The sequence below is a fragment of the Streptococcus sp. 2018WUSS126 genome, from assembly GCF_044427425.1.
Classification (GTDB): Bacteria; Bacillota; Bacilli; order Lactobacillales; family Streptococcaceae; genus Streptococcus; species Streptococcus hashimotonensis.
Window position 1 is genome coordinate 1 of the sequence record NZ_JAOTGB010000016.1, and the last position, 21,535, is coordinate 21,535.

19 protein-coding genes are annotated in these 21,535 nt (G+C 40.3%); 8 read left to right on the plus strand and 11 right to left on the minus strand.

The window, feature by feature from the left end; genetic code table 11:
• Nucleotides 1–254: 254 nt before the first annotated feature.
• From ODU34_RS07030 to ODU34_RS07045, 4 genes are all read right to left on the minus strand, one after another.
• Nucleotides 255–1,037 (minus strand): ABC transporter permease, encoded by a 783-nt coding sequence (locus ODU34_RS07030; RefSeq protein WP_024400374.1) that lies wholly within the window; start codon nucleotides 1,035–1,037, stop codon nucleotides 255–257.
• Between the two features lies 1 nt (nucleotide 1,038).
• Entirely contained in the window at nucleotides 1,039–1,818 is a 780-nt protein-coding gene (locus ODU34_RS07035; protein ID WP_024384749.1) for an ABC-2 family transporter protein, read from the minus strand.
• Entirely contained in the window at nucleotides 1,811–2,794 is a 984-nt protein-coding gene (locus ODU34_RS07040) for an ATP-binding cassette domain-containing protein (protein ID WP_024406807.1), read from the minus strand. Before ODU34_RS07040 ends, ODU34_RS07035 begins: the two co-directional genes overlap by 8 nt.
• A gap of 84 nt (nucleotides 2,795–2,878) precedes the next feature.
• The gene (locus ODU34_RS07045) at nucleotides 2,879–3,412 is read right to left on the minus strand and encodes a TetR/AcrR family transcriptional regulator (protein WP_024384747.1); all 534 of its coding nucleotides are present in this window, start codon (nucleotides 3,410–3,412) and stop codon (nucleotides 2,879–2,881) included.
• Between the two features lie 125 nt (nucleotides 3,413–3,537).
• Between ODU34_RS07045 and ODU34_RS07050 the strand changes: the two genes are divergently transcribed.
• On the plus strand, nucleotides 3,538–5,997 hold the full coding sequence (locus ODU34_RS07050) for a YhgE/Pip domain-containing protein (protein ID WP_105178843.1): 2,460 nt from the start codon (nucleotides 3,538–3,540) through the stop codon (nucleotides 5,995–5,997).
• Nucleotides 5,998–6,046: 49 nt separating this feature from the next.
• Here ODU34_RS07050 and ODU34_RS07055 read toward each other — a convergent pair whose 3' ends face one another.
• From ODU34_RS07055 to ODU34_RS07065, 3 genes are read right to left on the minus strand one after another with little or no spacing between them, the layout of a single operon-like run.
• Nucleotides 6,047–7,111, minus strand: a complete 1,065-nt coding sequence (locus ODU34_RS07055; protein WP_205014852.1) for a DUF4097 family beta strand repeat-containing protein — start codon at nucleotides 7,109–7,111, stop codon at nucleotides 6,047–6,049.
• On the minus strand, nucleotides 7,108–7,863 hold the full coding sequence (locus tag ODU34_RS07060; protein WP_105178845.1) for a DUF1700 domain-containing protein: 756 nt from the start codon (nucleotides 7,861–7,863) through the stop codon (nucleotides 7,108–7,110). Before ODU34_RS07060 ends, ODU34_RS07055 begins: the two co-directional genes overlap by 4 nt.
• Complete coding sequence (locus tag ODU34_RS07065; RefSeq protein ID WP_029180417.1) at nucleotides 7,850–8,176, minus strand: PadR family transcriptional regulator; 327 nt, start codon at nucleotides 8,174–8,176, stop codon at nucleotides 7,850–7,852. The genes ODU34_RS07060 and ODU34_RS07065 overlap by 14 nt, the downstream gene beginning before the upstream one ends.
• Nucleotides 8,177–8,473: 297 nt before the next feature.
• Between ODU34_RS07065 and ODU34_RS07070 the strand changes: the two genes are divergently transcribed.
• Complete coding sequence (locus ODU34_RS07070) at nucleotides 8,474–8,854, plus strand: CidA/LrgA family protein (protein ID WP_024384743.1); 381 nt, start codon at nucleotides 8,474–8,476, stop codon at nucleotides 8,852–8,854.
• Complete coding sequence (locus ODU34_RS07075) at nucleotides 8,847–9,542, plus strand: LrgB family protein (protein ID WP_002937552.1); 696 nt, start codon at nucleotides 8,847–8,849, stop codon at nucleotides 9,540–9,542. Before ODU34_RS07070 ends, ODU34_RS07075 begins: the two co-directional genes overlap by 8 nt.
• 33 nt (nucleotides 9,543–9,575) lie before the next feature.
• Here ODU34_RS07075 and ODU34_RS07080 read toward each other — a convergent pair whose 3' ends face one another.
• Nucleotides 9,576–10,376, minus strand: coding sequence for a formate/nitrite transporter family protein (locus tag ODU34_RS07080; protein WP_398578431.1), 801 nt, complete (start codon nucleotides 10,374–10,376; stop codon nucleotides 9,576–9,578).
• 140 nt (nucleotides 10,377–10,516) lie between these two features.
• Between ODU34_RS07080 and gla the strand changes: the two genes are divergently transcribed.
• From gla to ODU34_RS07105, 5 genes are all read left to right on the plus strand, one after another.
• Complete coding sequence (gene gla / locus ODU34_RS07085) at nucleotides 10,517–11,362, plus strand: aquaglyceroporin Gla (protein ID WP_002937554.1); 846 nt, start codon at nucleotides 10,517–10,519, stop codon at nucleotides 11,360–11,362.
• A 129-nt stretch (nucleotides 11,363–11,491) separates the two neighbouring features.
• Complete coding sequence (locus ODU34_RS07090) at nucleotides 11,492–13,024, plus strand: helicase HerA-like domain-containing protein (RefSeq protein WP_105178847.1); 1,533 nt, start codon at nucleotides 11,492–11,494, stop codon at nucleotides 13,022–13,024.
• Nucleotides 13,025–13,135: 111 nt separating this feature from the next.
• Nucleotides 13,136–13,744 carry a CoA pyrophosphatase gene (locus tag ODU34_RS07095; protein ID WP_105178848.1) on the plus strand — a complete coding sequence of 203 codons (609 nt, stop codon included), beginning with the start codon at nucleotides 13,136–13,138 and terminating at the stop codon, nucleotides 13,742–13,744.
• Nucleotides 13,745–14,034: 290 nt separating this feature from the next.
• A complete protein-coding gene (locus ODU34_RS07100) occupies nucleotides 14,035–16,647 on the plus strand; it encodes an LPXTG cell wall anchor domain-containing protein (protein ID WP_398578430.1) in 2,613 nt (870 codons plus the stop codon).
• 447 nt (nucleotides 16,648–17,094) lie between these two features.
• Entirely contained in the window at nucleotides 17,095–19,122 is a 2,028-nt protein-coding gene (locus ODU34_RS07105; RefSeq protein ID WP_238145922.1) for an LPXTG cell wall anchor domain-containing protein, read from the plus strand.
• A 405-nt stretch (nucleotides 19,123–19,527) separates the two neighbouring features.
• Here the strand turns inward: ODU34_RS07105 and ODU34_RS07110 are convergent, their stop codons facing one another.
• The 3 genes from ODU34_RS07110 to rpmF form a co-directional block, all read right to left on the minus strand.
• A complete protein-coding gene (locus tag ODU34_RS07110) occupies nucleotides 19,528–20,916 on the minus strand; it encodes a hypothetical protein (protein WP_044759283.1) in 1,389 nt (462 codons plus the stop codon).
• A 152-nt stretch (nucleotides 20,917–21,068) separates the two neighbouring features.
• On the minus strand, nucleotides 21,069–21,218 hold the full coding sequence (rpmG, locus tag ODU34_RS07115; protein ID WP_002262412.1) for a 50S ribosomal protein L33: 150 nt from the start codon (nucleotides 21,216–21,218) through the stop codon (nucleotides 21,069–21,071).
• 15 nt (nucleotides 21,219–21,233) lie between these two features.
• A complete protein-coding gene (rpmF, locus tag ODU34_RS07120; RefSeq protein WP_002937589.1) occupies nucleotides 21,234–21,416 on the minus strand; it encodes a 50S ribosomal protein L32 in 183 nt (60 codons plus the stop codon).
• Between the last annotated feature and the right edge of the window lie 119 nt (nucleotides 21,417–21,535).

Consider the following 21,535-nt stretch of genomic DNA (forward strand, 5'->3'; position numbering starts at 1 on the left):
GGAGTAGAACAATTTCTAGTTTCTCAGAGACAGACTTTGGACTTCTTTTGGACATAATAAAACTCCCTTTATAGTTTCTAGTGAAAATTTTTGTTTTTTCACTGTCCACTATAAGGGGAGTATATCATTCTAGTGAAAATTTTTGTTTTTTCACTGTCCACTATAAGGGGAGTATATCATTCTAGTGAAAATTTTTGTTTTTTCACTGTCCACTATAAGGGGAGTATATCAATCCAGAGAATGCTGGCTTTTTTTTAATTTCCAACGCTGGTGAACTTGGTCATACCATGGCGGAAGAGTTTGTAATTGATGGTAAATAAGATCAGGACAACTAGTGGCAGAGCCAGTCCCCACATAGACAAGTCTAAGAAGTAGAGGGCTGGGAAATAGGCTGTAAAAGCATAAGGGAAAACAAAAATCAGCAGGATTTGAATGATTTTTGGATAGATATTGAGTGGGTATTGAGCCATCTGATTGAGGGCGAAAATTCCCATAGTCAAAGGAAATGATTCTACAATCCAAAATGCTAGAGCAGTTGGACCGAGCTGAATAGCTGCATAGAGTAGACCGATACAAATGGCAATAAAGATTAGTAGGGCTAGTTTTCCAAGACTCCATTCCATACCCAGTTCCTTGGAAGCTTGGGCTAGTGCAAGGGAACCGATGAGGGTTGTTCCGATTCCTTGTGGCTGGATTCGTTCACAGATAAGCTGAAAAAGAGGATTGACAGGCATGAGGAGGAGGCGTTCAAATTCGCCTTGTCGGATGTAGCGACTGCCAAACATCCAGAGATTGTCAAAGAAAATCAAGTGAATGGAGCGTCCGACGGTCGCTATTCCATAGATAAAAAGCATTTGACCGTAGTTGAAACCAGCGATTTCCTTGATATTTCCAAAGAGGATGTTGAGGAAAATCAGGTAGACAATTTGTTCAATCAAAGAGGAGAAAAGCCCGATGAAGAAGTCCACCCGAAAGGACATCTGGGCCATCATGTAGACCTTGATGTTATATAGATAGAGGCTGATATATTTCTTCATGTTAACCTCCAAAAATGACAATACGACGCTTGGCTTGGGACCAAAGAGCGGCGATGAAGCAGGCTAGAATGGGTATCCATATAACTTGCAATCCCAAAGCTGTTAGATCGCTTTCCTGTCCCAATAAAATGGAAACTGGAACGTTAACCGCATAATTATAGGGAAGGAGTTTCAAAAAGTTTTCCACAGCCTGTGGATAGAAGCTGAGTGGCAAAAGCGCCCCAGAAGCCAGATTGAAAAGTCCCATTCTCAGAAGCATGACTCCCCAGGCATTGACCGTAAAAAATGCTAAGAAGCCAAAAGCCATATCTAGTAATTGAACGATAAACATCCCTAAAATCGAACTGACCAGAAAGAGCAAAATGGTCTGGCCGTCAGGCAGGTAGAAATCTTGATGAACAAGTAGAATACCGATAAATACGATGGCAAATTTTATCAGCTCCAAGAGCTTGTTTCCAAGGTCTTTGAAAAAGAGGGCTAGGATAAAGGAATAGGGTCTGAGAAATTCTCCAGCAATGCTTCCTTTTAAAATGCTGTAGGACAAATCTTCTCCGAGTGAGAAAGAATTTAAACTGGCTAGTAGATTAGCGAAAATGATGTATGTAGTAAAGGTTTGGAGGGTAAAGCCATTGACTTCTGATTGAGTGAAGAAAATGGTTTTCCAGACATAGAGAGCCACCAAAATCTTCACTGCCAGTGAAACGAAAGTCGCTAGAAAGAAAGCCTTGTACTGCATGGCATTCATCATGGTCAGGCGGGTCATGTAGAGATATTTACGCATGGATACCCTCCTCATAAATTTGGCGGACCATGGTTTCAATTTCCAATTCCTTCATGGTGACATCTTCAATTGAATAATGATTGAAAACTTGCTCAATCACCTGGGCACTAGTCCAGACCTTGCTTTGGTAGTGGATTTCAAAATGAAAGTCATCTATTCGTTCAAATTCCCAGCCTTCTAGCTGCAAGTCTTTTTCAATCGGCTTTTCTGTGGAGAAGAGAATGGTCTTGACTGTGGAAAAGCGTTCTTTGAGGACGGTCAGTGAACCATCGTAGACCTTTTTGCCCTTATCAATGATAAAAATCCGCTCGCAGAGGCTTTCAATGTCCTTCATATCATGGGAAGTAATCAAGAAAGTGGTCTGGTATTCTTGATTCATATAGCGGATGAAGGAGCGAATGGTCTCCTTAACGCTGGCATCCAAACCAATGGTTGGCTCGTCCAAAAAAACGACGGCAGGCTGGTGGATAAAGATAGCCGCAAATTCACAGCGAACCCGTTGACCGAGTGACAGATTACGGATTGGTTGCTTCATAATATCAGCCAAGTCCAATAGGTCAATCAAGACAGCCAATCGCTCTTTGAATACCTTATCTGGAACATCATAAATTTTTGCGTGAAGGATAAAAGATTCCTGGACAGGCAAGTTCCAATCCAAATGGGATTTTTGCCCAAAGAGAACTCCAATTTGTTTATTGACTTCTTTACGGTGTTCTTGCGGATTGAGTCCGTTGATACGAACCTGTCCTTGGTCTGGGAAGAGTACTCCAGTTAGCATTTTGATGGTGGTCGACTTACCGGAACCATTGGAGCCGATATAGCCGATGATTTCGCCTTTTCCTACCTGCAAGGAAATATCTTGGACGGCAGGAATTTTCTTTTTCTTGGGTTTGAAAAAGGCTTTTATCGAACCCTTGAGACCGACTTCCTTATCTATGATGGAATAGGTTTTTGATAGATGTTCAGCTTGAATCATATCATAATCTCCTGTTTGAAAACGTTTGCGTAAGATAAGGATATTATAACATATTCCCCAGAAAGTGGCGGTAAAAAGTCACATTTAAGGTAACATTTTTATTAGAAAATCGGTCATATATTGAGGAGATTCTTGCTTACCATTTTTAATCCATACCTGCATGATACCGAAGAAAGCATGTGAAAAATAGATGCTGCTGTATTCTTTTTCCAGTTGTGATAAATTCTCTTTTCCTAAGCGCTCCGCTAAATCATTGGCAACAAGAAGTCGGACTTTATTGATAAGAAAATTTTGGATTTCTTGAGTTCCGTTATGGGTCAGTAGGGCAGAAAGCAATTTTTCACGATAGAGCAACTCGAAAATTTCTAAAAATGATGATTGGCGATTGCCATCATAACGGTCAAATATAGCCTCTAATTTGTGAAAAAGTCCTTGTTGGTAGGAGTCGATTAATTCGTACTTATCCTTATAGTGGGTATAAAAACTGGAACGACTGATACCAGCAGTCTGGGCTAGGTGGGTGGTTGTAATGTCATTAAATCCTTGAGTTTCTAGACAGGTTACCATAGCTTCTAAAATAGCCTGTCGAGTTCGTTCTTTCCGATTATCTGTTCCCATAATTTCTCCTTTTGAACATTTTTAGACACAATGTCCAAAAACAATTCTTCTGACTTGATTTTGAAAATGATACTTGTATAATGTATTTTATCAGTTTTTGGACAGTATGTCTAAAGGAGTTGCTTATGTTACGAAAAGTGAAGAATATTTTAAAAAAACCAATGACTTTGGTTACCATTATTGGTATTGCCTGTGTCCCAGCCTTATATAACATTAGTTTCCTAACCTCTATGTGGGATCCTTACGGCCGACTAGACCAGTTGCCTGTAGCAGTTGTCAATCAAGACCAATCGGCGAGCTTTCAAGATAAAACTCTCACCATTGGTGATGATATGGTGGATAATATGAAAGAGAGCAAAAGTCTGGATTTCCACTTTGTATCAGAAACGGATGCGGAAAAAGGTTTGGAAGAAGGGGACTATTATATGGTCATCACCCTACCAGAAGATTTATCAGAAAAAGCATCCAGTCTCTTGACGGATCAGCCTGAACCACTAACAATTTCTTACCAAACCTCTAAGGGGCACAGCTTTGTCGCTTCTAAGATGGGCGAATCAGCTATGGAGAAATTAAAGACATCTGTTTCAGAGACGATTACCGAAACATATACCTCTGCCGTTTTTGACAGTATGAGAGAAATTCAAAACGGCATGGTTGAGGCAGCAGATGGAAGTCAAAAATTGACAAATGGAGCTAGTCAATTAGAAACCGGAAGTCAGACTCTATCATCAGGCCTATCTACCTTATCTTCATCAGGCCAATCACTGGTGACAGGAGCAAACCAATTGGCCACCGGTCTTGTGTCTTATACAGATGGAGTCAATCAGGCTGCGACAGGCAGTCAAACACTGTCCAGCGGCTTAACAACCTACACAAATGGGGTAGCGAGTCTTGCTTCAGGTGCGGAGCAATTAAATGCCAATTCCTCTCAGCTCATCGCTGGGGTGGGACAATTGCAAACAGGAGCAAGTCAGGTCGAACAACTGGTAACAGGAGCCAATCAATTGCAGGCAGGCTTGGAGCAACTCGCTAGTTCAACTAGTTTGTCTGCTGAACAGTCTAGTCAAATACAGGCCTTATTGACAGGACTTCCTCAGTTGCAAGCAGCCATCAGTCAATTAAATGATAGCCTCTCAAGTATAGGAGGACTTGCAGTAGATACCTCTACTCTATCTAGCCTCTTGACAGAGATGGGGGCTCAAGCTCAAGGATTGTTGACTGCAGCCCAAGCTGATAAAACAGCCAGCATTGCAGCCTTGCAAGCAACGGCTACCTATCAGAACTTGACAGCTGATCAGCAAGCTGAATTGGTTGGCGCCCTCCAAAACTCGCCTTCGACAACAGCGACAGCAGCCCAAACGATTTTGGGTCAATTGTCTCAACTCAGTCAAGCCTTATCTAGCCTACAAAGTCTTTCTGGAATGGCAACACAAATGAGCCAGCTACAATCAGCTGTCGGTCAGATCAACATGGCTGCCAATCAAGCATTGCCAGGAGCTACAACAGCCATTGAAAACCTATCAAGTGGCTTGAGTCAGGTCAACACCGCTTTGAACCGGCAAGTTCTACCAGGAACTCAAACCTTGACGAGTGGTGTGAGTCAACTTCAAACGCAATTATCAAATGGAGCGAGTCAACTCATGTCAGGAGTAACAGCCTATACCGCAGGTGTTGCCCAATTAGCAACAGGTGGAGCCCAGTTGGTTGCGAATAATAGTAGCATCCAATCAGGAGGTGGTCAGTTAACATCAGGATTGGCAACCTTGGCATCCAACTCCAGTCAACTTGTCAGTGGTTCAGGACAACTGGCTTCTGGTAGTCAGCAATTAATTGCTGGTGCGGATCAATTAGCTAGTGGCGGTCAAACCTTGACAAGCGGTATTTCCAGTCTTCGTACAGGTAGTGAAACCCTAACAAATTCACTCAGCTCAGCCAGTCAACAACTATCAGTCATCTCTGTAGAAGACAAAAATGCACAAGCAGTTTCTCAACCAGTCACCTTGGAACACAGCGACCAAGATGATGTGAAGACCAACGGTGTCGGAATGGCTCCTTATATGGTATCTGTCGCACTAATGGTTGCAGCCTTGTCAGCGAATGTTATTTTTGTCAAACACATTGACAATCGCTCCTACAAGAATCGTTGGGATTGGGCTAAAGGGAAATTGTTACTTAATGGTACGATAGCCAGCCTAGCAGCAGTGATTCTGTACGGTGTTCTTCGCTTGATTGGAATCGAACCGGCTCATCCAATGGCAACCTTGGGATTAATCCTCTTAGCTTCATGGACCTTTATGGCCCTCGTTACAGCCTTGGTGGGTTGGAACAATCGTTTCGGCTCCTTCGCAAGTTTAATTATCTTGTTACTACAGCTTGGATCAAGCGCAGGTACCTACCCAATCGAACTTAGCCCACGCTTCTTCCAAGTCATTCAGCCTTATCTTCCAATGACCTATTCTGTTTCAGGTCTTCGTCAAACCATTTCTATGGTTGGAAATAGTAGTCATCAAGTTTGGATGCTGAGCCTCTTCTTAGTAGGCTTTATGGGATTAGGTCTCTTGATTTATAATCAAAAAGATGAATAATAATAAAACCAACTGCTCCATGTGAACAGTTGGTTTTTGGTTGATGTAGTTATTTTGGGGTTGGTGTTCGTAGATTAATGGTTGCGTTAGTTGAAGTAATGGTCAGGCTATTATTGCTCTCTTTTTTCTCCAAAGTTAAGGTTTGTTTATCCTCCTCTTTTTTGATCGATAATGTTTGATACTTATCTTTAGTGAAAATACCGACGTTTTCAGCTTGTTCGTTGAAGTAACTCATATCACCAACAGCTTGCTTTAGTTCTTCAAGGGTTTCATAGTGGTAGCCTAAGTGTTCCGCAAGTGTTTTGATGTCCAGCTGTGTACTGATATTCAGATTGATGTCTTGTAAGCTCTTATCTGTTAGGTTTATATTTGTAACAGATAGGCTGTGTTCGGAAGGAGTGAGGACGTTTTTTCCTAGGAGAGTCAATTGATTTGCATTCAGTTCTTGGTAGTTTTTAATTGTAACATTTTCCAAACTGGTTTCGATTAAATTGACTGAAGATTCATTTGCAGATATAGAGGTATTTCTGAGTGCAGAATTCACAGCTTCAAAGTAACCAGCTGTGATTTTACCGCTGTCAATTTGTGCATTATCAAGGAAGATACCATCGGATAGGTCAACTTCTTTGATATGGACATTTTCAATCACGAAACTACCATACTCATAGAAGTGAAGACCCTCTCCCTCTAATTTATCCAGTGTCTTCCCTTTAGGAATTTCAATGGTAACGGAGTTGACATCTATATCTCGTTGAGCTAACCTTTCTCCCAGATACTGCATAATTCCTTCGATAGCAAAAGATTCTTGTTGTGAAGAAAGGGTCAAAGTTCCCCCTTTTTCTGCTAGTTTTAAGGGAGATTGCATATTGTTGTCAGAATTAGCATAGGTCACATGGTAGTTGCTATCGCTAGACTCCTTGATATAGACGCTGTGGGGGATAAAGTCAATTTTAATGGTATTCAAATCTGTGAAGGTCTTATGGACTTTCGTCGGAGCAGCAACCTCTTCCAAGCGGGTTACGCCTCCTGTGAAAAATCCAATGCCAGCCAGAATTAAGCCTGCAATCAGGCTGACAAAACCGATAATAATGGCGATGGTTAGTTTCTTTTTCATGCTCGTTTACCTCGTTTCAAGATCCATTTGAAGCAAGCCTTGACCAGTCGCCAAGACCAGTAGGCAAAAAATCCAGTCAAGATGTAGATGAGAATAGCTCCGCCAATCAAAGACAAACCTGAGCCAAACCCCATGAGGAAGATATTGAAACCTTCTGACATAAGGCTAAAGGCTTCCCAAATCAGATAGCCACCGCTGGTGAGAAGTCCGACACCCAGAACAAAGGCACCGACAATGAGGGCCAAGATGAGCGCCACCAATCCCAATAGACTAGCTAGGAGAATGAGCAAAAGTGGAATGGCGATAGGCAGGGAAATGACAGCTAGGATAGCCAACCAGAGCGTTCGTTTTGTTTGGCTAAAATTACGGAAGTAGCGACCGAGGAAAAAGGCGCCGAGGATAAGAGTTGCAAACAGAGGAATGACTCCGATAAACTCTCCCATGATAAAGAGTAGGAAGAAAGAGAAGAGACCTGTCATACTTAAGGCTCCCAGGGCAACCCAGAGTTTCCAGTTGAGTTGAATAGGTTCTTGTTGCTCCCTTTCCTCTTGGATTTGCTTGTTGAGCATGTTGTTAATGAGTTCGCTGGCAGCTTCTTTTGGTGAACCAAGTTCTTCTATAATTTCTGTTTCACGCTCTGGTCCAGCCTCGTCAAAGTATTCATTGAAGAAGTTGATGGCTTCGAAGTATTCCTTGTGGGGCAGTTTCTTCAAGTGTTTTTCTAACTGCTCCATGTACTCAGTTCTTGTCATGGCGGACGCTCCCTTCTATAATACCATTGATGGTTGTTGTATAGGTATCCCAATCATCTTTGAGCCGAACCAGTTCTTCATGGCCTAGCTGGGTCAGGCTGTAATACTTTCGCATCCGACCTTGGTATTCTTGGGAGTAGGTGGTCAAAAAGTCATTTTGCTCCAATCGCTTTAAGATGGGATAGAGGGCAGACTCCTTGATGTTGGCAATGAGTTTGATGGTCTGACAGATTTCATAGCCATAAGAATCATCGGATTCTAAAATAGCCATGATGAGAAATTCTGTCAGCACTGCGGGGACTGGAAAATGCATAGGACACTCCTTTCCTTTGTTGCTTGTGTAGGTAGGTTTAGATTTGGTATATTTGTATATTTGTCATATATCAAATCTTGGTATATATAAAATATACACCTACAAAAATAAATTGTCAAGTGATTATGTGCAATATAAATAAAATAGCTAAGACAAATTTTTAATGTGTAAACGTTTTATAGCCTTGAAAAATATTTTCAGAGTAGTAAACTTAATAACAGTACTAACATTAAGGGATTTTCTAGACTAAAAGAGAATGACCTCAGATGGATTAGTAGTATTTAAGGTGGTGTAAATATGAAACTATATGTTCAGTTTATGATTATTCTAGTGTTTTCATTTTTAGGGGAAGCTATTTCGACTATTTTTCATCTTCCTATTCCGGGAAGTATTATTGGCTTAATCCTCCTATTTTTAGCCCTAGAGTTCAAATTAATTCGTCTTCGCCACATTCATACGGTTGGAAATTTTTTGCTGGCTAATATGACCATTCTTTTTTTGCCTGCAGCGGTGGGCATTATGGAGAGATTTGATGCAATTAAAGATTATTTACTTCCTATTATCATCGTCATTTTAGGCGCCATTTTTTTAAATATCTTAGTAATTGGTTTTGTTGTTCAATTTGTGAAGCAAAAGTTTGAAGGTGACTACATTGATGCGGAGGGAATGCATGACTGAACTTTTTTCCAATCCTATTTTTGGTATTATGTTATCAATTGCAGCATATTTAATTGGAATGCTGATTTATCGGAGATTTCCTCATCCAATCACAACCCCACTGTTGGTAGCTACAGGATTGATTATTGTCTTTTTAAAAATGACAGGTATTTCCTATAAGGAATATTATGCAGGAGGGTCCTATCTAAATATGCTTATTGTGCCTTCAACAGTAGCTCTGGGTATTCCTTTGTATCGTTCTTTCCATCTAATGAAACATCACATTCGAAGTATTCTTTTGGGAATTTTTGTTGCCTGTATTGTCAATACTGTCTTTACTGCCCTAATTGCAAAATGGTTTGGAATGGATTTTTTTCTAGCAATCTCTCTTTTTCCAAAATCTGTCACCACTGCTATGGCTGTTGGTATTACTGATAAAATGCAAGGAATAGCAACAGTTACTCTTGTAGTCGTTGTTGCAACAGGGATTCTGACAAGTGTTCTTGGTCCGGTCTTTTTAAAGCTACTAAAAATTGAAGACCCGGTAGCTGTTGGTCTTGCTTTGGGAGGGACAGGGCATGCCATTGGAACGGGTACAGCGATAAAATATGGGCATACGCAAGGGGCGATGGCTGGCTTAGCTATTGGGATTACAGGCATCATGTATGTGGTGATTAGTCCTATAGTTGCGCAGATTATCTTACAATAAAAAACTACGATTGGAATTCCAACCGTAGTTTTTTTAGTCTACATAAAGTTTGGATTGATTATTCAACCAACTATAAAGAAGTCCGATAAAGAGACCGCCACCCACGTAGTTTCCTAATCCAGAAAAGAGGAAATTGCTTAGTACACTTAATAGAGTCATTCCCTCAACTGGTCCACCATTTGCAAAAAAGGCCAGGGAGAAGAGTGAAAAGTTCGCAATGACGTGCTCATATCCCAAGAAAGCAAAGATAAAGATGATGAAAATAACGGAAATGAGACGTCCGGCATCATCTTTGATGCGTAAGAAGGTAAATACGCCGATATTCACAACAATATTAGCAAAGATTCCTTCAATAAACTGGGTAAGAGGTGTTTTTTCTAGTTTTGTCACTGTCGCTTCAAATAGGTAGCTGTGAGCATCAACGTGTTGATAAGGTAGAGTCAGTGAAACCAAGTAACAAACAAGGACAGCACCGATAAAGTTGAAAAGGATACAGGTTGCCAACATCTTGAGGGCTGTTTTAGTAGGAATCGTTTTTCGATGAATGGCTACTGTCATATACATCATATTGGATGTTCCAAGTTCGGCATTCATATATAAAATCATGAGTAGCCCCCAACCAAACATCAACCCATAGCTAAATTTCCCGAGTCCTTCTGCAACATGGTCGAGTTTGTCTGCTGTATAAAGAGAAATGACAATCCCCAATCCTAAATAAAGACTGGCTAGTATCGATCGTACAGCGTAGGCAGAAAAACTGTGCTCAAACAAATCTGCTTTTTTCTTGATACTCTTTTCAAGTGTATACATTAATGTCTCTTGGTTAGCTCCCATCCTAATCTCCTTACTGAATCTACTACTTTTTCGAGTAAACGTTTTCTTTTTATCGAATGGCTTTACTTTGTTTATTATACTTGATAAAATGGTTGTTGTCCAAAAAAAATTCAACTTTTGAAAGGAAATATAAGAAAAATATGGATGTTACATGGACAGTGAAATATATCACTGAATTTTTAGCGACTGCACTCCTTATTATCATTGGTAATGGTACAGTTGCAAACGTTGATTTAAAAGGCACAAAAGGAAACAACTCTGGTTGGATTCTCATTGCGATTGGCTATGGTTTGGCAGTTATGATGCCAGCATTGATGTTTGGTAACGTTTCTGGTAACCATATCAACCCAGCCTTCACACTTGGTTTGGCTGTTTCAGGTCTCTTCCCTTGGGCTCACGTTGCTCAATACATTGTTGCTCAATTGTTAGGCGCAATGTTTGGTCAGTTAGTGGTTGTAGCAGTTTATAAACCTTACTTCTTGAAAACTGAAAATTCTAACCATATTCTTGGTTCATTCTCAACTATCAGTGCGCTTGATAACGGAACGAAAGAAAGCCGTAAAGCTGCGACAACTAATGGTTTCTTGAATGAGTTCGTTGGTTCATTTGTATTGTTCTTCGGTGCCCTTGCTTTGACCAAACATTTCTTTGGTTCAGAGTTGGTTGGTAAATTGATTGAACAAGGCTATGATAAAACAGTCGCTGAGACAATGACTGCTCCATATACTTCAGGTTCAATTGCAGTTGCTCACTTAGGCATTGGTTTCCTAGTTATGGCACTTGTTGCGGCTCTTGGTGGTCCAACAGGTCCTGGTCTTAACCCAGCGCGTGACCTTGGTCCACGTATCGTCCATGCCCTTCTTCCAAAATCTGTTCTTGGTGAAAACAAGGCTGATTCAAAATGGTGGTATGCTTGGGTTGGTGTATGTGCTCCAATTATCGCATCAATTGCCGCTGTTGCACTTTTCAAATTCTTGTATCTATAATATAGAGAACCCGTTTCATCGGGTTTTTCTTTTTCTCTTGGCATATCCAATGTAAAGTTGTCTGCTCTGCTATTTTTCCAAAAACTATGCTACAATAAAGCTAGAAAAAATCGGAAAAGAGGCTAGAATATGTCAGATGTTATTGCTTTTGGCTATGGAAGCAGTCGAGCGGAGATGCAGCTCAAGCGACTCAATCGTCATGGAATCATCGCAGGTGCAACAGGTACAGGGAAAACCGTGACCTTAAAGGTCTTGGCGGAGCAGTTAAGTGATGCGGGAATCCCGGTCTTTCTATCGGACATCAAGGGTGATTTGAATAGTTTGGTTGCGGCCAATACCAAGGAGATTGATCCTAGTCGCCTAGAGAAGACTCACTATCTTGATTATACCCCTGTTGGCTATCCAGTTGAGTTGTGGGATGTCTTGGGGGAAAATGGGACTCCTGTCCGCATGACTATTTCAGAGCTGGGGCCTGTCTTATTGACGCGCTTGCTGGGCTTGAATGATACTCAGGAGTCCATCTTGAATATCGTTTTCAGCGTGGCAGATGAGCGTGGTCTTCTCTTGATTGACTTGATGGACCTGCGTGCTATGCTCAATTTTGTGGCTGAAAATGCAGCAGAGCTGAGCCAATATTATGGAAATATTCCAGCTCGTTCAGTTGGTGCAATCTTGCGTAGCCTGGTTGTTTTGGAGCAACAAGGGGGTAAGATTTTCTTCGGTGAGCCAAGTCTTGACATTGCTGATTTGATGCGTACAGCAGAAGATGGCCGTGGGGTTATTAACGTCCTTCAAGCTACTGAGCTGTTCAATCAACCAACTCTTTATTCGACAGTCCTGCTCAGCCTTTTGTCAGAACTCTATGAAGTACTGCCTGAGGTGGGGGATTTGGATAAGCCTAAGATGGTCTTCTTCTTTGATGAGGCTCATGTTCTCTTCAAAGATGCTCCAAAAGTTCTTCTTGAAAAGATTGAATTGATTGTTCGTTTGATTCGTTCAAAAGGTGTAGGTGTCTTCTTTGTAACGCAGAATCCGACAGATATTCCTGATAGCGTGGCAGCCCAGCTGGGAAATCGCATCCAGCATGGTCTTCGCGCCTTTACACCAAAAGAGCTCAAAACAGTTGCGACTGTTGCCGAAACCTTCCGTCAAGAAGGTGGGGAGGATTTGGCTAAGGTCATTCAGGAGTTGCAAGTGGGGGAAGCTGTTGTGTCTACCCTTCAAGCAGATGGCACACCAAGCTTTGCGGATCGGGTTTTGATTTATCCACCGAAGAGTATGCTTGGAACGGTCGAGCCGAGCGCCCTCTTGTCTGTCATCAACAACTCTCCTTTGATGGAAAAATATGCTGACGCGATCAACCGTGAATCTGCACACGAGCAGATTTTAGCCATGACAGAGGCCAAAGAAGCCGAACTCATCAAAAAAGCAGAGCAAGCCGAGGCGGAAAAGCGGGCAGAAAAAGAAGCTAAAGAAGCTGCAAAAATGGAAGAGAAAGCCCAGAAAGAAGCAGCTAAAGCTGCGCAAAAAACTAGTCAGCCAGCTAGTCGCAAAACAGATTCTATGATGGATCGCTTTACCAAGAACCTGATGAGCCAGGTCGGACGGGAAGTTGGGCGCGTGGTAACTCGTGGCATTATGGGGATGTTAAAAGGAAAATAAGTTGAGGAACTGGGAAGGAAACTTCTCAGTTTTTTATTGAAACAAAGTTCTTGCCAGATACCACAAAATTCGTTAAAATAAGCATAAATCACTAGTTAGTAAGGAGTTGCCATGACTGATCAATTGCAGGCATTATTGAAAGACTATCAGCCCCGGCCATTGGGTGAAAAACGTTCCTATGCAGTCTTCTTGCCCTTAGTCTGGTCAGACAACCAGTGGCAGGTCTTATATGAGATTCGGAGCGAGTCCATTTCTCAACCGGGAGAAGTCTCATTCCCAGGTGGCAGAGTAGAGGTAGGAGAAACGCCCCAGAAAGCAGCCGTTCGGGAGGTTATGGAGGAACTAAATATTCAACCAGAACAAATTGATATACTCGGAGAAATTGATTATTTGGTTTTGGAGCGCTCAACTGTTCATTGCTTCGTTGGACGGTTAAATCTTGATTGGACGACTATCCTTCCTAATGAAGAGGTTGCTCGGATATTTATAGTGCCTCTATCAACTCTATTAACAACTCAGCCAGTCTACTATCAACTGGATTCACAGATTGTCCCAGATTGCGACTTTCCCTTTGAACGTTTGAGAGGTGGGGTTGACTATCCTTTCAGTCATCACAAACGCTCCGTTCCCTTTTATGAAAATCTACCAGAAAATATCTGGGGAATGACTGCTCAATTTACCCATCGGTTTACGGAAATAGTGAAAAGTAATCTATCGTGAAATGATAGGTTATTTTTTTGGAGGAAAAACCAGCCTTTGCGATATGTATCAGCGAAAAAAATGGAGACAAAGCTCAATGTAAGCAACGTATAGAAAAACAGAGAAAAAACAGATGTGTAGCAGATAAAAGATAGCTACGGCTGGTATACTTGGTACGGTCCATATTTTGAAGTACCCTCATCTATCCAGGAGTGCAACAATATTCATGTAAATGCATTCAGTGGCTTGTTGTCATTTCCAGTAGATGAGTGGGAAAATGTATAAATCTGTATTTTAAGAAGGAGCTAATTATGAGCAAGCAGAAAGTTGTGTCCAGTTTATTATTAAGCACAGTCGTATTAGGGGGATTAGCCTTTTATTCAACGACAACGGTTAAAGCAGAATCGCTAGAATCAGATGTTACATCAGTTAGTTCAAGTGATGTTGTTGAGAAACCGGTAGTATCAAATGAAGAGGAAAGCGACTTTTTAGCTGAAGAAGAGGAGCTTGAAGAGAGCGATGCTCCAGTAGAAACTCTAAATGAAGAAATCAAAGATGTCACAGAGCCTGAATCAGTTCTTCGCCCTCGTGCTATGAGAAGTGTCTTGGAGGATTCGGAGATGGAATCTTTCCCAATGGAAGATTCAGAGTCAGAGAGCGGGATGACGATAAAGGGCTTAGATCAAGTTCAAGATACGAATAGATCAGCTCTTTTGGGGAAATCAGGGCAAGAAAATTATAAAAACTCAGTCTCTATAGAACCAACAAGTGTAACGAGCAAGGGTGAAGTTTCATGGAAAGTAACTTTCAATCCACAAAACTGGTCTTTTCATAACAATAAAGGTGGATATTATTTACTTGTTCCTAAAGGATTGACATTAACAAAGATTACGGAAAATAATAGTCGTGATATTACAAGTCAATTTCCAACAAATGTCAATTCTGAAAGTAATAATCAACAAGCATCATTTCGTTTCTTTGGCGGAGAGGAAGCTAGTGGTGAGAGAAGCTTAGGTGAACAATGGAACTGGTCCGTTGGTTTGGTAGGAAATAGTAAATTTAATGAATGGAAAAATCGTTTTTCTAGTATTTATTATATTGACGATCCAAAACATACCAATACGGTGGAGTATGTGCTAACAGCTCAGATGGACAACGTAGAAGCAAGTACCTTCCCACTTATGGCAGTTATCAAGAACTTTGATGAAAAAAATCATAATTTTAGTCAAGTAGTTGCTGTAGCTGGTCGCGAGATTGTTATTGAGAAAACAAAAGTTCAAAAACCAAAAGAGGAAGCCCCAAAAACAAATCCAGAGGCAGAAGTTCCACAACTCCCAGCACCGGAAGCTCCAAAGGACGCTCCAGAAACTCCGGAAGAAAAACCACAAGTACCGGAATCACCAAAACAAGAGACACCAGAAGCTCCACAAGCGCCATCAACTCCTGAAAAACAACCAGACGCACCGGAAGCTCCAAAAGAGGAAACACCGAAGGAAGAAGTTCCGCAAACACCACAAGAGCCAAAAGAGCAACCAAAAGAGACTCCGGAGGTTTCACCAAAACCAGAAGAGCCACAAACACCACCAGCTCCGTCAACTCCGGAAAAACAACCAGAAGTACCAGTACCGGAAGAACCTAAGAAGGAAGAAGAGCCAGGTCAGGAATTACCAAAACCGATGGAACCAAAGGTTGATAAACTAACACCAGAAGTACCACAGGTACCAGACGCTCCAAAAGATGAACCGCAAGTACCATCAATCCCAGAGGAGCAACCAAAAGAGACTCCAAAACCAGAAGTTCCGTCAACTCCTGAAAAGCAACCGGAAGCTCCTAAGGAAGAGCCAAAACAAGACGCTCCACAAACACCACAAGCGCCATCGACTCCGGACAAGCAACCAGAAGCACCTAAGGAAGACACCCCAGCGCCAGAGGTTCCATCAGTACCAGAAGAGCAACCAAAAGAAACTCCAGCGCCAGAAGTTCCGTCAACTCCTGAAAAGCAACCGGAAGCTCCTAAGGAAGCACCAAAACAAGACGCTCCACAAACACCACAAGCGCCATCAACTCCGGAAAAACAACCAGAAGCACCGGAAGCTCCAAAAGAGGAAGCACCGAAGGAAGAAGTTCCAGCGCCAGAGGTTCCATCAGTACCAGAAGAAAAACCAATGGAAGATTCGAAACCAGAGGCGCCGAAGGAAGACACCCCAGCGTCACCGGCTCCATCAGTACCAGAAGAGCAACCGAAAGAAACTCCAAAACCAGAAGTTCCAAAACAAGAAGATGTCCAACCGGAAGCACCAAAATCTGATAAAGTAGAATCTGATAAACAAATGCCAGAAACTAAGCAACCAGATATGAAGCAACCGAAGACAGACGACATGCCTAAGGAACAAAAACCGAAAGCCGAAGCTCCAAAGGCAGAGCAACCACAAATGGAAGCTCCTAAGAAAGATTCGGAAGCGCCAAAAACTGGTAAAGCAGAATCTGACAAACCAATGCCAGAAACTAAGAAACCAGACATGGAGCAACCGAAGGCAGATAATATGCCTAAGGAACAAAAGCCGAAAGCCGAAGCTCCAAAGGCAGAGCAACCACAAATGGACAAACCACAAATGGAAGCTCCTAAGAAAGATTCGGAAGCACCAAAAACTGGTAAAGTAGAAACTGACAAACCAATGCCAGAAACTAAGCAACCAGATATGAAGCAACCGAAGGCAGATAAACCAGAAGCAGAGAAAGCTCAAATGCCACGAACAGAGGGTATGAAGCCTGAATCTAAGGCTTCAATGATGCCAAAAACAGAGGCGCCAAAAGCAACTTTGCCAAATACAGGTGAAGCAAGTAGCGCAATAGGCTGGCTAGGTGGTGCTTTAGCCACTCTTGCCACAGGCTTGTATCTATTCAAAAACAAAAAAGAAGAATAGTCATTATTGAATAAGATATGAGAACTTCCCTCTTCTAAGTTCATAAAAGACTCCAGATCATCGCTGTATAAGCCTTGGTTTGGAGTCTTTTTGTTAAATATTCTTAGAAAATAACAAAATAGATAAATATTAGATACCCTCTAGAAAAAATTTAGTTTAGGATGTTATACTAACGCTAAAACAATAATATCAATTTTTGAAAATACTAGATTGGAAGAAAAATCTGAACGCCATATTTTAGAACCTGTACTCACAAGTAAAGGGCTTTTATGTAAGAGATAGTTTTTTGCTAGTCAAGTTAATTTTTTGAGGGAATGCTGGCTGTATTTTGAAAAAACGAACGATGAGTAGCTTAAAAAACGGCCTTAGATGGGAGTGCCAAACTGTAAATGCATGTTCTTAGTCTATTGGTGAAAAATTGAAGTAAATAGAGTAAAGGAGCACATTATGAGCAAACAAAAAGTTGTGACAAATCTATTGCTTAGTACAGCTGTACTAGGTGGTTTTCTAATATGTCACGTACCATCTGTAAGCGCAGAAACAGGCAATCTTCAAGAAATACCTACTGAATCTGCTACGGTTAGCTCAGAAAATCAAACTGCTGCCGCAGTTGATGGAATTTCACCTACGGATAACCAGTTACCTATGTCAGAAGAGAGTGATGAACAAGCTCCAGAAGAAAAACTAGTTTCTAGCGATTCTACGAGAGAAGAAAGTGCTGCGCAGGTAGCGACGGATTCGGCGGATACACCATCTCAATCATTAAATGTGTCAGAGGCGGAAGTTTCAACGGCAGATTCAAATATTCAACAAGCCGAAGAGAAACTAATTCAAGAATCAAATTATTATAGATTTGACACTCATCAAGGTGAACAGATTAGGAATGCAGTATCTATAGAAAAAATATCGGCAGATACTAACGAAATTAAGTGGAAAGTAACTTTTGATAGAAAAAATTGGGTTTTTAAAGGCGAGGGGAGCGGCTATTACTTTATTCTTCCAAAAGGCTTACAATTAACCAAAATTATTGATAAACAGTCTGAAGAGGATATTTTCGATAAGTTCCCTACAGAGGTCGATGGTGATGCAAATTCTGAAAGACAGCCGTATCGCTTTTTCAGTAGAGAAAAAAATGCTAGAGATAGTGAGCGTAGTTTTGAAAGTCAGTGGGGTTGGTCTGTTGGACGTGTAGGAGGAGAGTTAGAAAAATGGAAGGAAGAAAGTTCCAGCATCTATTTTCTACAAGTACAGCGAGATTCCGTTGTTAAAGAAAAAGCGACATATGAACTGACGGCACGGGTGACAAATCGAGAAATGCAGACTTTCCCGGTTTTAGCTGTGGTGAAGAATTTTAAAGAGCGAATATTTTTCTCCAGAGATGAGATTACTTCTGCTGCTGGTTTGAGATTAAAGGTATCGGAAAGTGCTAAGCCGAATAATGAAGGGATTACTATTATCGGATCTGTCCCAAGACCTGATTCATCTCCAGAAAGCGACAGGATTCCTGAACCGCGGGGAGATAGGACTCCGGATATAGATGTACCAAAGGCAGATGTTCCAAAAGTTGAGCAACCAAAACCAAAGGACCCTGAGGTTCAACTGCCTGCTCCTAAGGCTCCGGAAACTGTGCCACCAAAAGTAATGCCCCCAGCACCCAAAGTTCCAGAAGTTAAGACGCCCAAAGAGGCGCCTCTGCCACCAAAAACTCCGGAGGTTGAGGTTCCGAAAGTCATGCTTCCGACACCGAAGGTTCCAGAGGTTAAGACGCCAAAAGTTGAGCAGCCTGATACAGATGCTCCTGAGATTGAGTCACCAAAATCTCCTGAAACTGAACGACCAGAAGTATTACCACCGACCCCAAAAGTTCCAGAAGCTGAGACACCGAAAGTTGAGCAACCAAAACCAAAGGACCCTGAGGTTCAACTGCCTGCTCCTAAGGATCCGGAAACTGTACCACCAAAAGTAACTCCCCCAGCACCTAAGGTTCCAGACGTTAAGACGCCAAAAGTTGAGCACCCTGATACAGATGCTCCTGAGATTGAGTCACCAAAATCTCCTGAAACTGAACGACCAGAAGTATTACCACCGACCCCAAAAGTTCCAGAGGTTGAGCCACCGAAAGTCATACTTCCGACCCCAAAAGCCCCAGAAGCTGAGCCACCGAAAGTCATGCTTCCGACGCCGAAATCTCCGGAAGTTGCGCACCCAGATGTTGAGAAATCCACCGGAATCCAACCAGAAAAGGGTCAACCTGAGGTTAATAAACCCAATATTATCCATCCGGAGGTGTTTCAATCCGAAGTTAAGAAAACGGAATCTGGATTTTCACCGGCTCCAAAGGTAGGAATACAAAAAGAGACTTTACCAAATACGGGTGAAACGAGTAACACCCTAGTATGGCTAGGTGGTGCTCTAGCTACCCTTGCATCAAGTTTGTATCTTTTCAAACAACACCGGCAAAGAGAAGAGGAATGATTTTACGCTAATACTAAAGTTTCTGGAACGTCAATAAGGCTTATCTATCATGGACTAAGAAAATTTAGAACAGTTGTAAATAGAAAACATTCCAAAATCTGAACTGCACCCCAAAAGTTAGAGGTGAAATCTAATTTTTGAGGTGCTTTTCTTGTAAGGTCAAGACACAAAGACAAGGTTGAAATTTATCGCTTGCAATGATATGAAGGAGTTGGTTTTATATTTTGTTTTATCAATACTAGTTTGAATGTTATCCGAGAATTTGTAGGACATTCTGAGGATAGTAAGGAGATAGAGAAAATTTATCTTCATGTAATGCAGAAAGGAAAACATAAGATTGAATTAGCAATGAAAGAGTTGTCTGATACTATTGCATGATAATTGTGAGATGAATATTTTTTGATATTATTTTCTTTTTCTAAATAGTACAATAAAAACTAAGATAAGTATAATAATAAGGACAGTTAAACTTATCCATATAATTTTCAGACTATCAGTAAAAATATCAACAATTTGAAGTATAGATACAGAACCTATCATAAAAAGGATGACTTCCATAATTCTATTTCTAAAAAAGTCATTATACTGATTTCGCTCTTTGAGTAAATTGAATTCTTCTTGTTTGATTTTTTCCATATACTCATTATGTTTAAAATAAGAAGTAGTTTGTAAGTGATTAAATAAGTCAGTAATAGCAAAATGGTTAAGTCTATAAATATAAAGAAATGATCTTTTAAAGTTGTGTGCCCATTCGTTGAATTTTATTAATTGCTTATTATTTGAAAGTTGAAATTTTTCAATGCCATCCATAATTGTTTCGTCTAGAGTAATTAATTGAAATAAAGGAGTAGCTGATGCTAAAAAGAAACTAGCTTGACTAAGAAAATTTGATTCGAATTCATTTGTACTTTCAGTATTCCAGATTATATATATCGCTCCTTTATTTATGTATCTAATGGTATCAAAATCATAAAAATTAGTGGTATAGTATTTTGATTTAGTTGAAGAAGATAGGGATTTTAAATTATAAGGGGCATTAATCATCCAAGTATGTAGCTTATCAGTTTTAAAAAATTCCAATTTATTCATTTCATCCATATTCATTATAAAGTGTAAAATGAAGAAACGTTCACTTAAGTGTATACCACCATTTATGGAAGATAATTCCTTTTTTATATATCTTAGCATATCATCAATTTGTTGATTGGGGTTAGTAGAATATGTTGTCGACTTTTGATTAAAATCTGGAAAAATCTTCATTTTCATCTTAGTATATGGGTGAAAAAAGTCTGGAAGATAGAAAGATGATCTTAAATCTTCGAATAATTCAATAACAATTGAACCATTTTGGAAGATAGTGAGAGTTATAAAGAAAAAGTATAATTCTTCATTCTCATCCACTTCTATTAAAGGAGTGAAAATAAATTTAATAAACTGATTTGATTCAGAATTTTGTAGATAATTTTGCTTATTTTTTTCTAGTTTTGAAAAATACAAATCAAAATAATAATTTGTTTTTTCTATTACTTTATTTTCTAAATGTAGTAACTCATCTGGAAGTTTCCATAATTCATGTTTTTTTTCATAAAGTTCATTATCTTTTGTACTGATTAATATCGCTATGGTTGCAGGATGATTTTCAAACTTTTGAGTTATAATTTTTATTAATTTGTTGTTATCTATTTTATATAAGTCTGTACTTAACATGTAAAAAGAAGTGATTTTTATTTCTTCAATTTTCTTAGAAATCTCAGGAATTTTTTCATTCCAATTAATTTTGGTAGGTTTTGCCATATCGTACTTCCTTTCATGACATGTATTAATTATATCAAAAATATAATCTACGATATTAGAAAATATTAATCAGTTAAAATTCAGTTATTTTGTCAAAAACAAAAGAAAAAAGCCTTTGAAACGTTGATTTCATAGGCTTTCTGTATGTTGTCTTATTTAACTTCAGTAAAAATCACGTGCTTACGCAATTTTGGTGAGTATTTTTTCAATTGAAGACGGTCTGGAGTGTTGCGTTTGTTTTTTGAAGTAAGGTACAAACGCTCACCAGATTCTTTGTGTTCAAGTGTAATATTTACGCGCATGGTATCTCCCTTCTATTATTCAGCTGAAGCAGCCTTAGCGATTTTACGTCCTTTGTAGTATCCTTTCAAAGATACACGGTGAGAACGTGAGTAATCTCCAGTAGTTTCGTCAAATTTCACAGTTGGAGCTGCTACTTTATAGTGAGTACGACGTTTGTTTTTCTTCGCTTTTGAAGTGCGACGTGCAGGTACTGCCATTTCTTTTTTCCTCCATTAAATGTCAGGGTCAAGCCCTTTTTAAATCTAAAATAGTGCGTATGACTTTCGTCAACTTTAACAGTATAACAAAAGTTTTTTGTAAAGTAAAGTTACTTGAC

What these genes read in the sequence shown, in the direction of transcription:
- ODU34_RS07030 (WP_024400374.1), bottom strand. Translation starts at nt 1,037, where the DNA reads ATGAAGAAATATATCAGCCTCTATCTATATAACATCAAGGTCTACATG.
- ODU34_RS07035 (WP_024384749.1), bottom strand. Translation starts at nt 1,818, where the DNA reads ATGCGTAAATATCTCTACATGACCCGCCTGACCATGATGAATGCCATG.
- ODU34_RS07040 (WP_024406807.1), bottom strand. Translation starts at nt 2,794, where the DNA reads ATGATTCAAGCTGAACATCTATCAAAAACCTATTCCATCATAGATAAG.
- ODU34_RS07045 (WP_024384747.1), bottom strand. Translation starts at nt 3,412, where the DNA reads ATGGGAACAGATAATCGGAAAGAACGAACTCGACAGGCTATTTTAGAA.
- ODU34_RS07050 (WP_105178843.1), top strand. Translation starts at nt 3,538, where the DNA reads ATGTTACGAAAAGTGAAGAATATTTTAAAAAAACCAATGACTTTGGTT.
- ODU34_RS07055 (WP_205014852.1), bottom strand. Translation starts at nt 7,111, where the DNA reads ATGAAAAAGAAACTAACCATCGCCATTATTATCGGTTTTGTCAGCCTG.
- ODU34_RS07060 (WP_105178845.1), bottom strand. Translation starts at nt 7,863, where the DNA reads ATGACAAGAACTGAGTACATGGAGCAGTTAGAAAAACACTTGAAGAAA.
- ODU34_RS07065 (WP_029180417.1), bottom strand. Translation starts at nt 8,176, where the DNA reads ATGCATTTTCCAGTCCCCGCAGTGCTGACAGAATTTCTCATCATGGCT.
- ODU34_RS07070 (WP_024384743.1), top strand. Translation starts at nt 8,474, where the DNA reads ATGAAACTATATGTTCAGTTTATGATTATTCTAGTGTTTTCATTTTTA.
- ODU34_RS07075 (WP_002937552.1), top strand. Translation starts at nt 8,847, where the DNA reads ATGACTGAACTTTTTTCCAATCCTATTTTTGGTATTATGTTATCAATT.
- ODU34_RS07080 (WP_398578431.1), bottom strand. Translation starts at nt 10,376, where the DNA reads ATGGGAGCTAACCAAGAGACATTAATGTATACACTTGAAAAGAGTATC.
- gla (WP_002937554.1), top strand. Translation starts at nt 10,517, where the DNA reads ATGGATGTTACATGGACAGTGAAATATATCACTGAATTTTTAGCGACT.
- ODU34_RS07090 (WP_105178847.1), top strand. Translation starts at nt 11,492, where the DNA reads ATGTCAGATGTTATTGCTTTTGGCTATGGAAGCAGTCGAGCGGAGATG.
- ODU34_RS07095 (WP_105178848.1), top strand. Translation starts at nt 13,136, where the DNA reads ATGACTGATCAATTGCAGGCATTATTGAAAGACTATCAGCCCCGGCCA.
- ODU34_RS07100 (WP_398578430.1), top strand. Translation starts at nt 14,035, where the DNA reads ATGAGCAAGCAGAAAGTTGTGTCCAGTTTATTATTAAGCACAGTCGTA.
- ODU34_RS07105 (WP_238145922.1), top strand. Translation starts at nt 17,095, where the DNA reads ATGAGCAAACAAAAAGTTGTGACAAATCTATTGCTTAGTACAGCTGTA.
- ODU34_RS07110 (WP_044759283.1), bottom strand. Translation starts at nt 20,916, where the DNA reads ATGGCAAAACCTACCAAAATTAATTGGAATGAAAAAATTCCTGAGATT.
- rpmG (WP_002262412.1), bottom strand. Translation starts at nt 21,218, where the DNA reads ATGCGCGTAAATATTACACTTGAACACAAAGAATCTGGTGAGCGTTTG.
- rpmF (WP_002937589.1), bottom strand. Translation starts at nt 21,416, where the DNA reads ATGGCAGTACCTGCACGTCGCACTTCAAAAGCGAAGAAAAACAAACGT.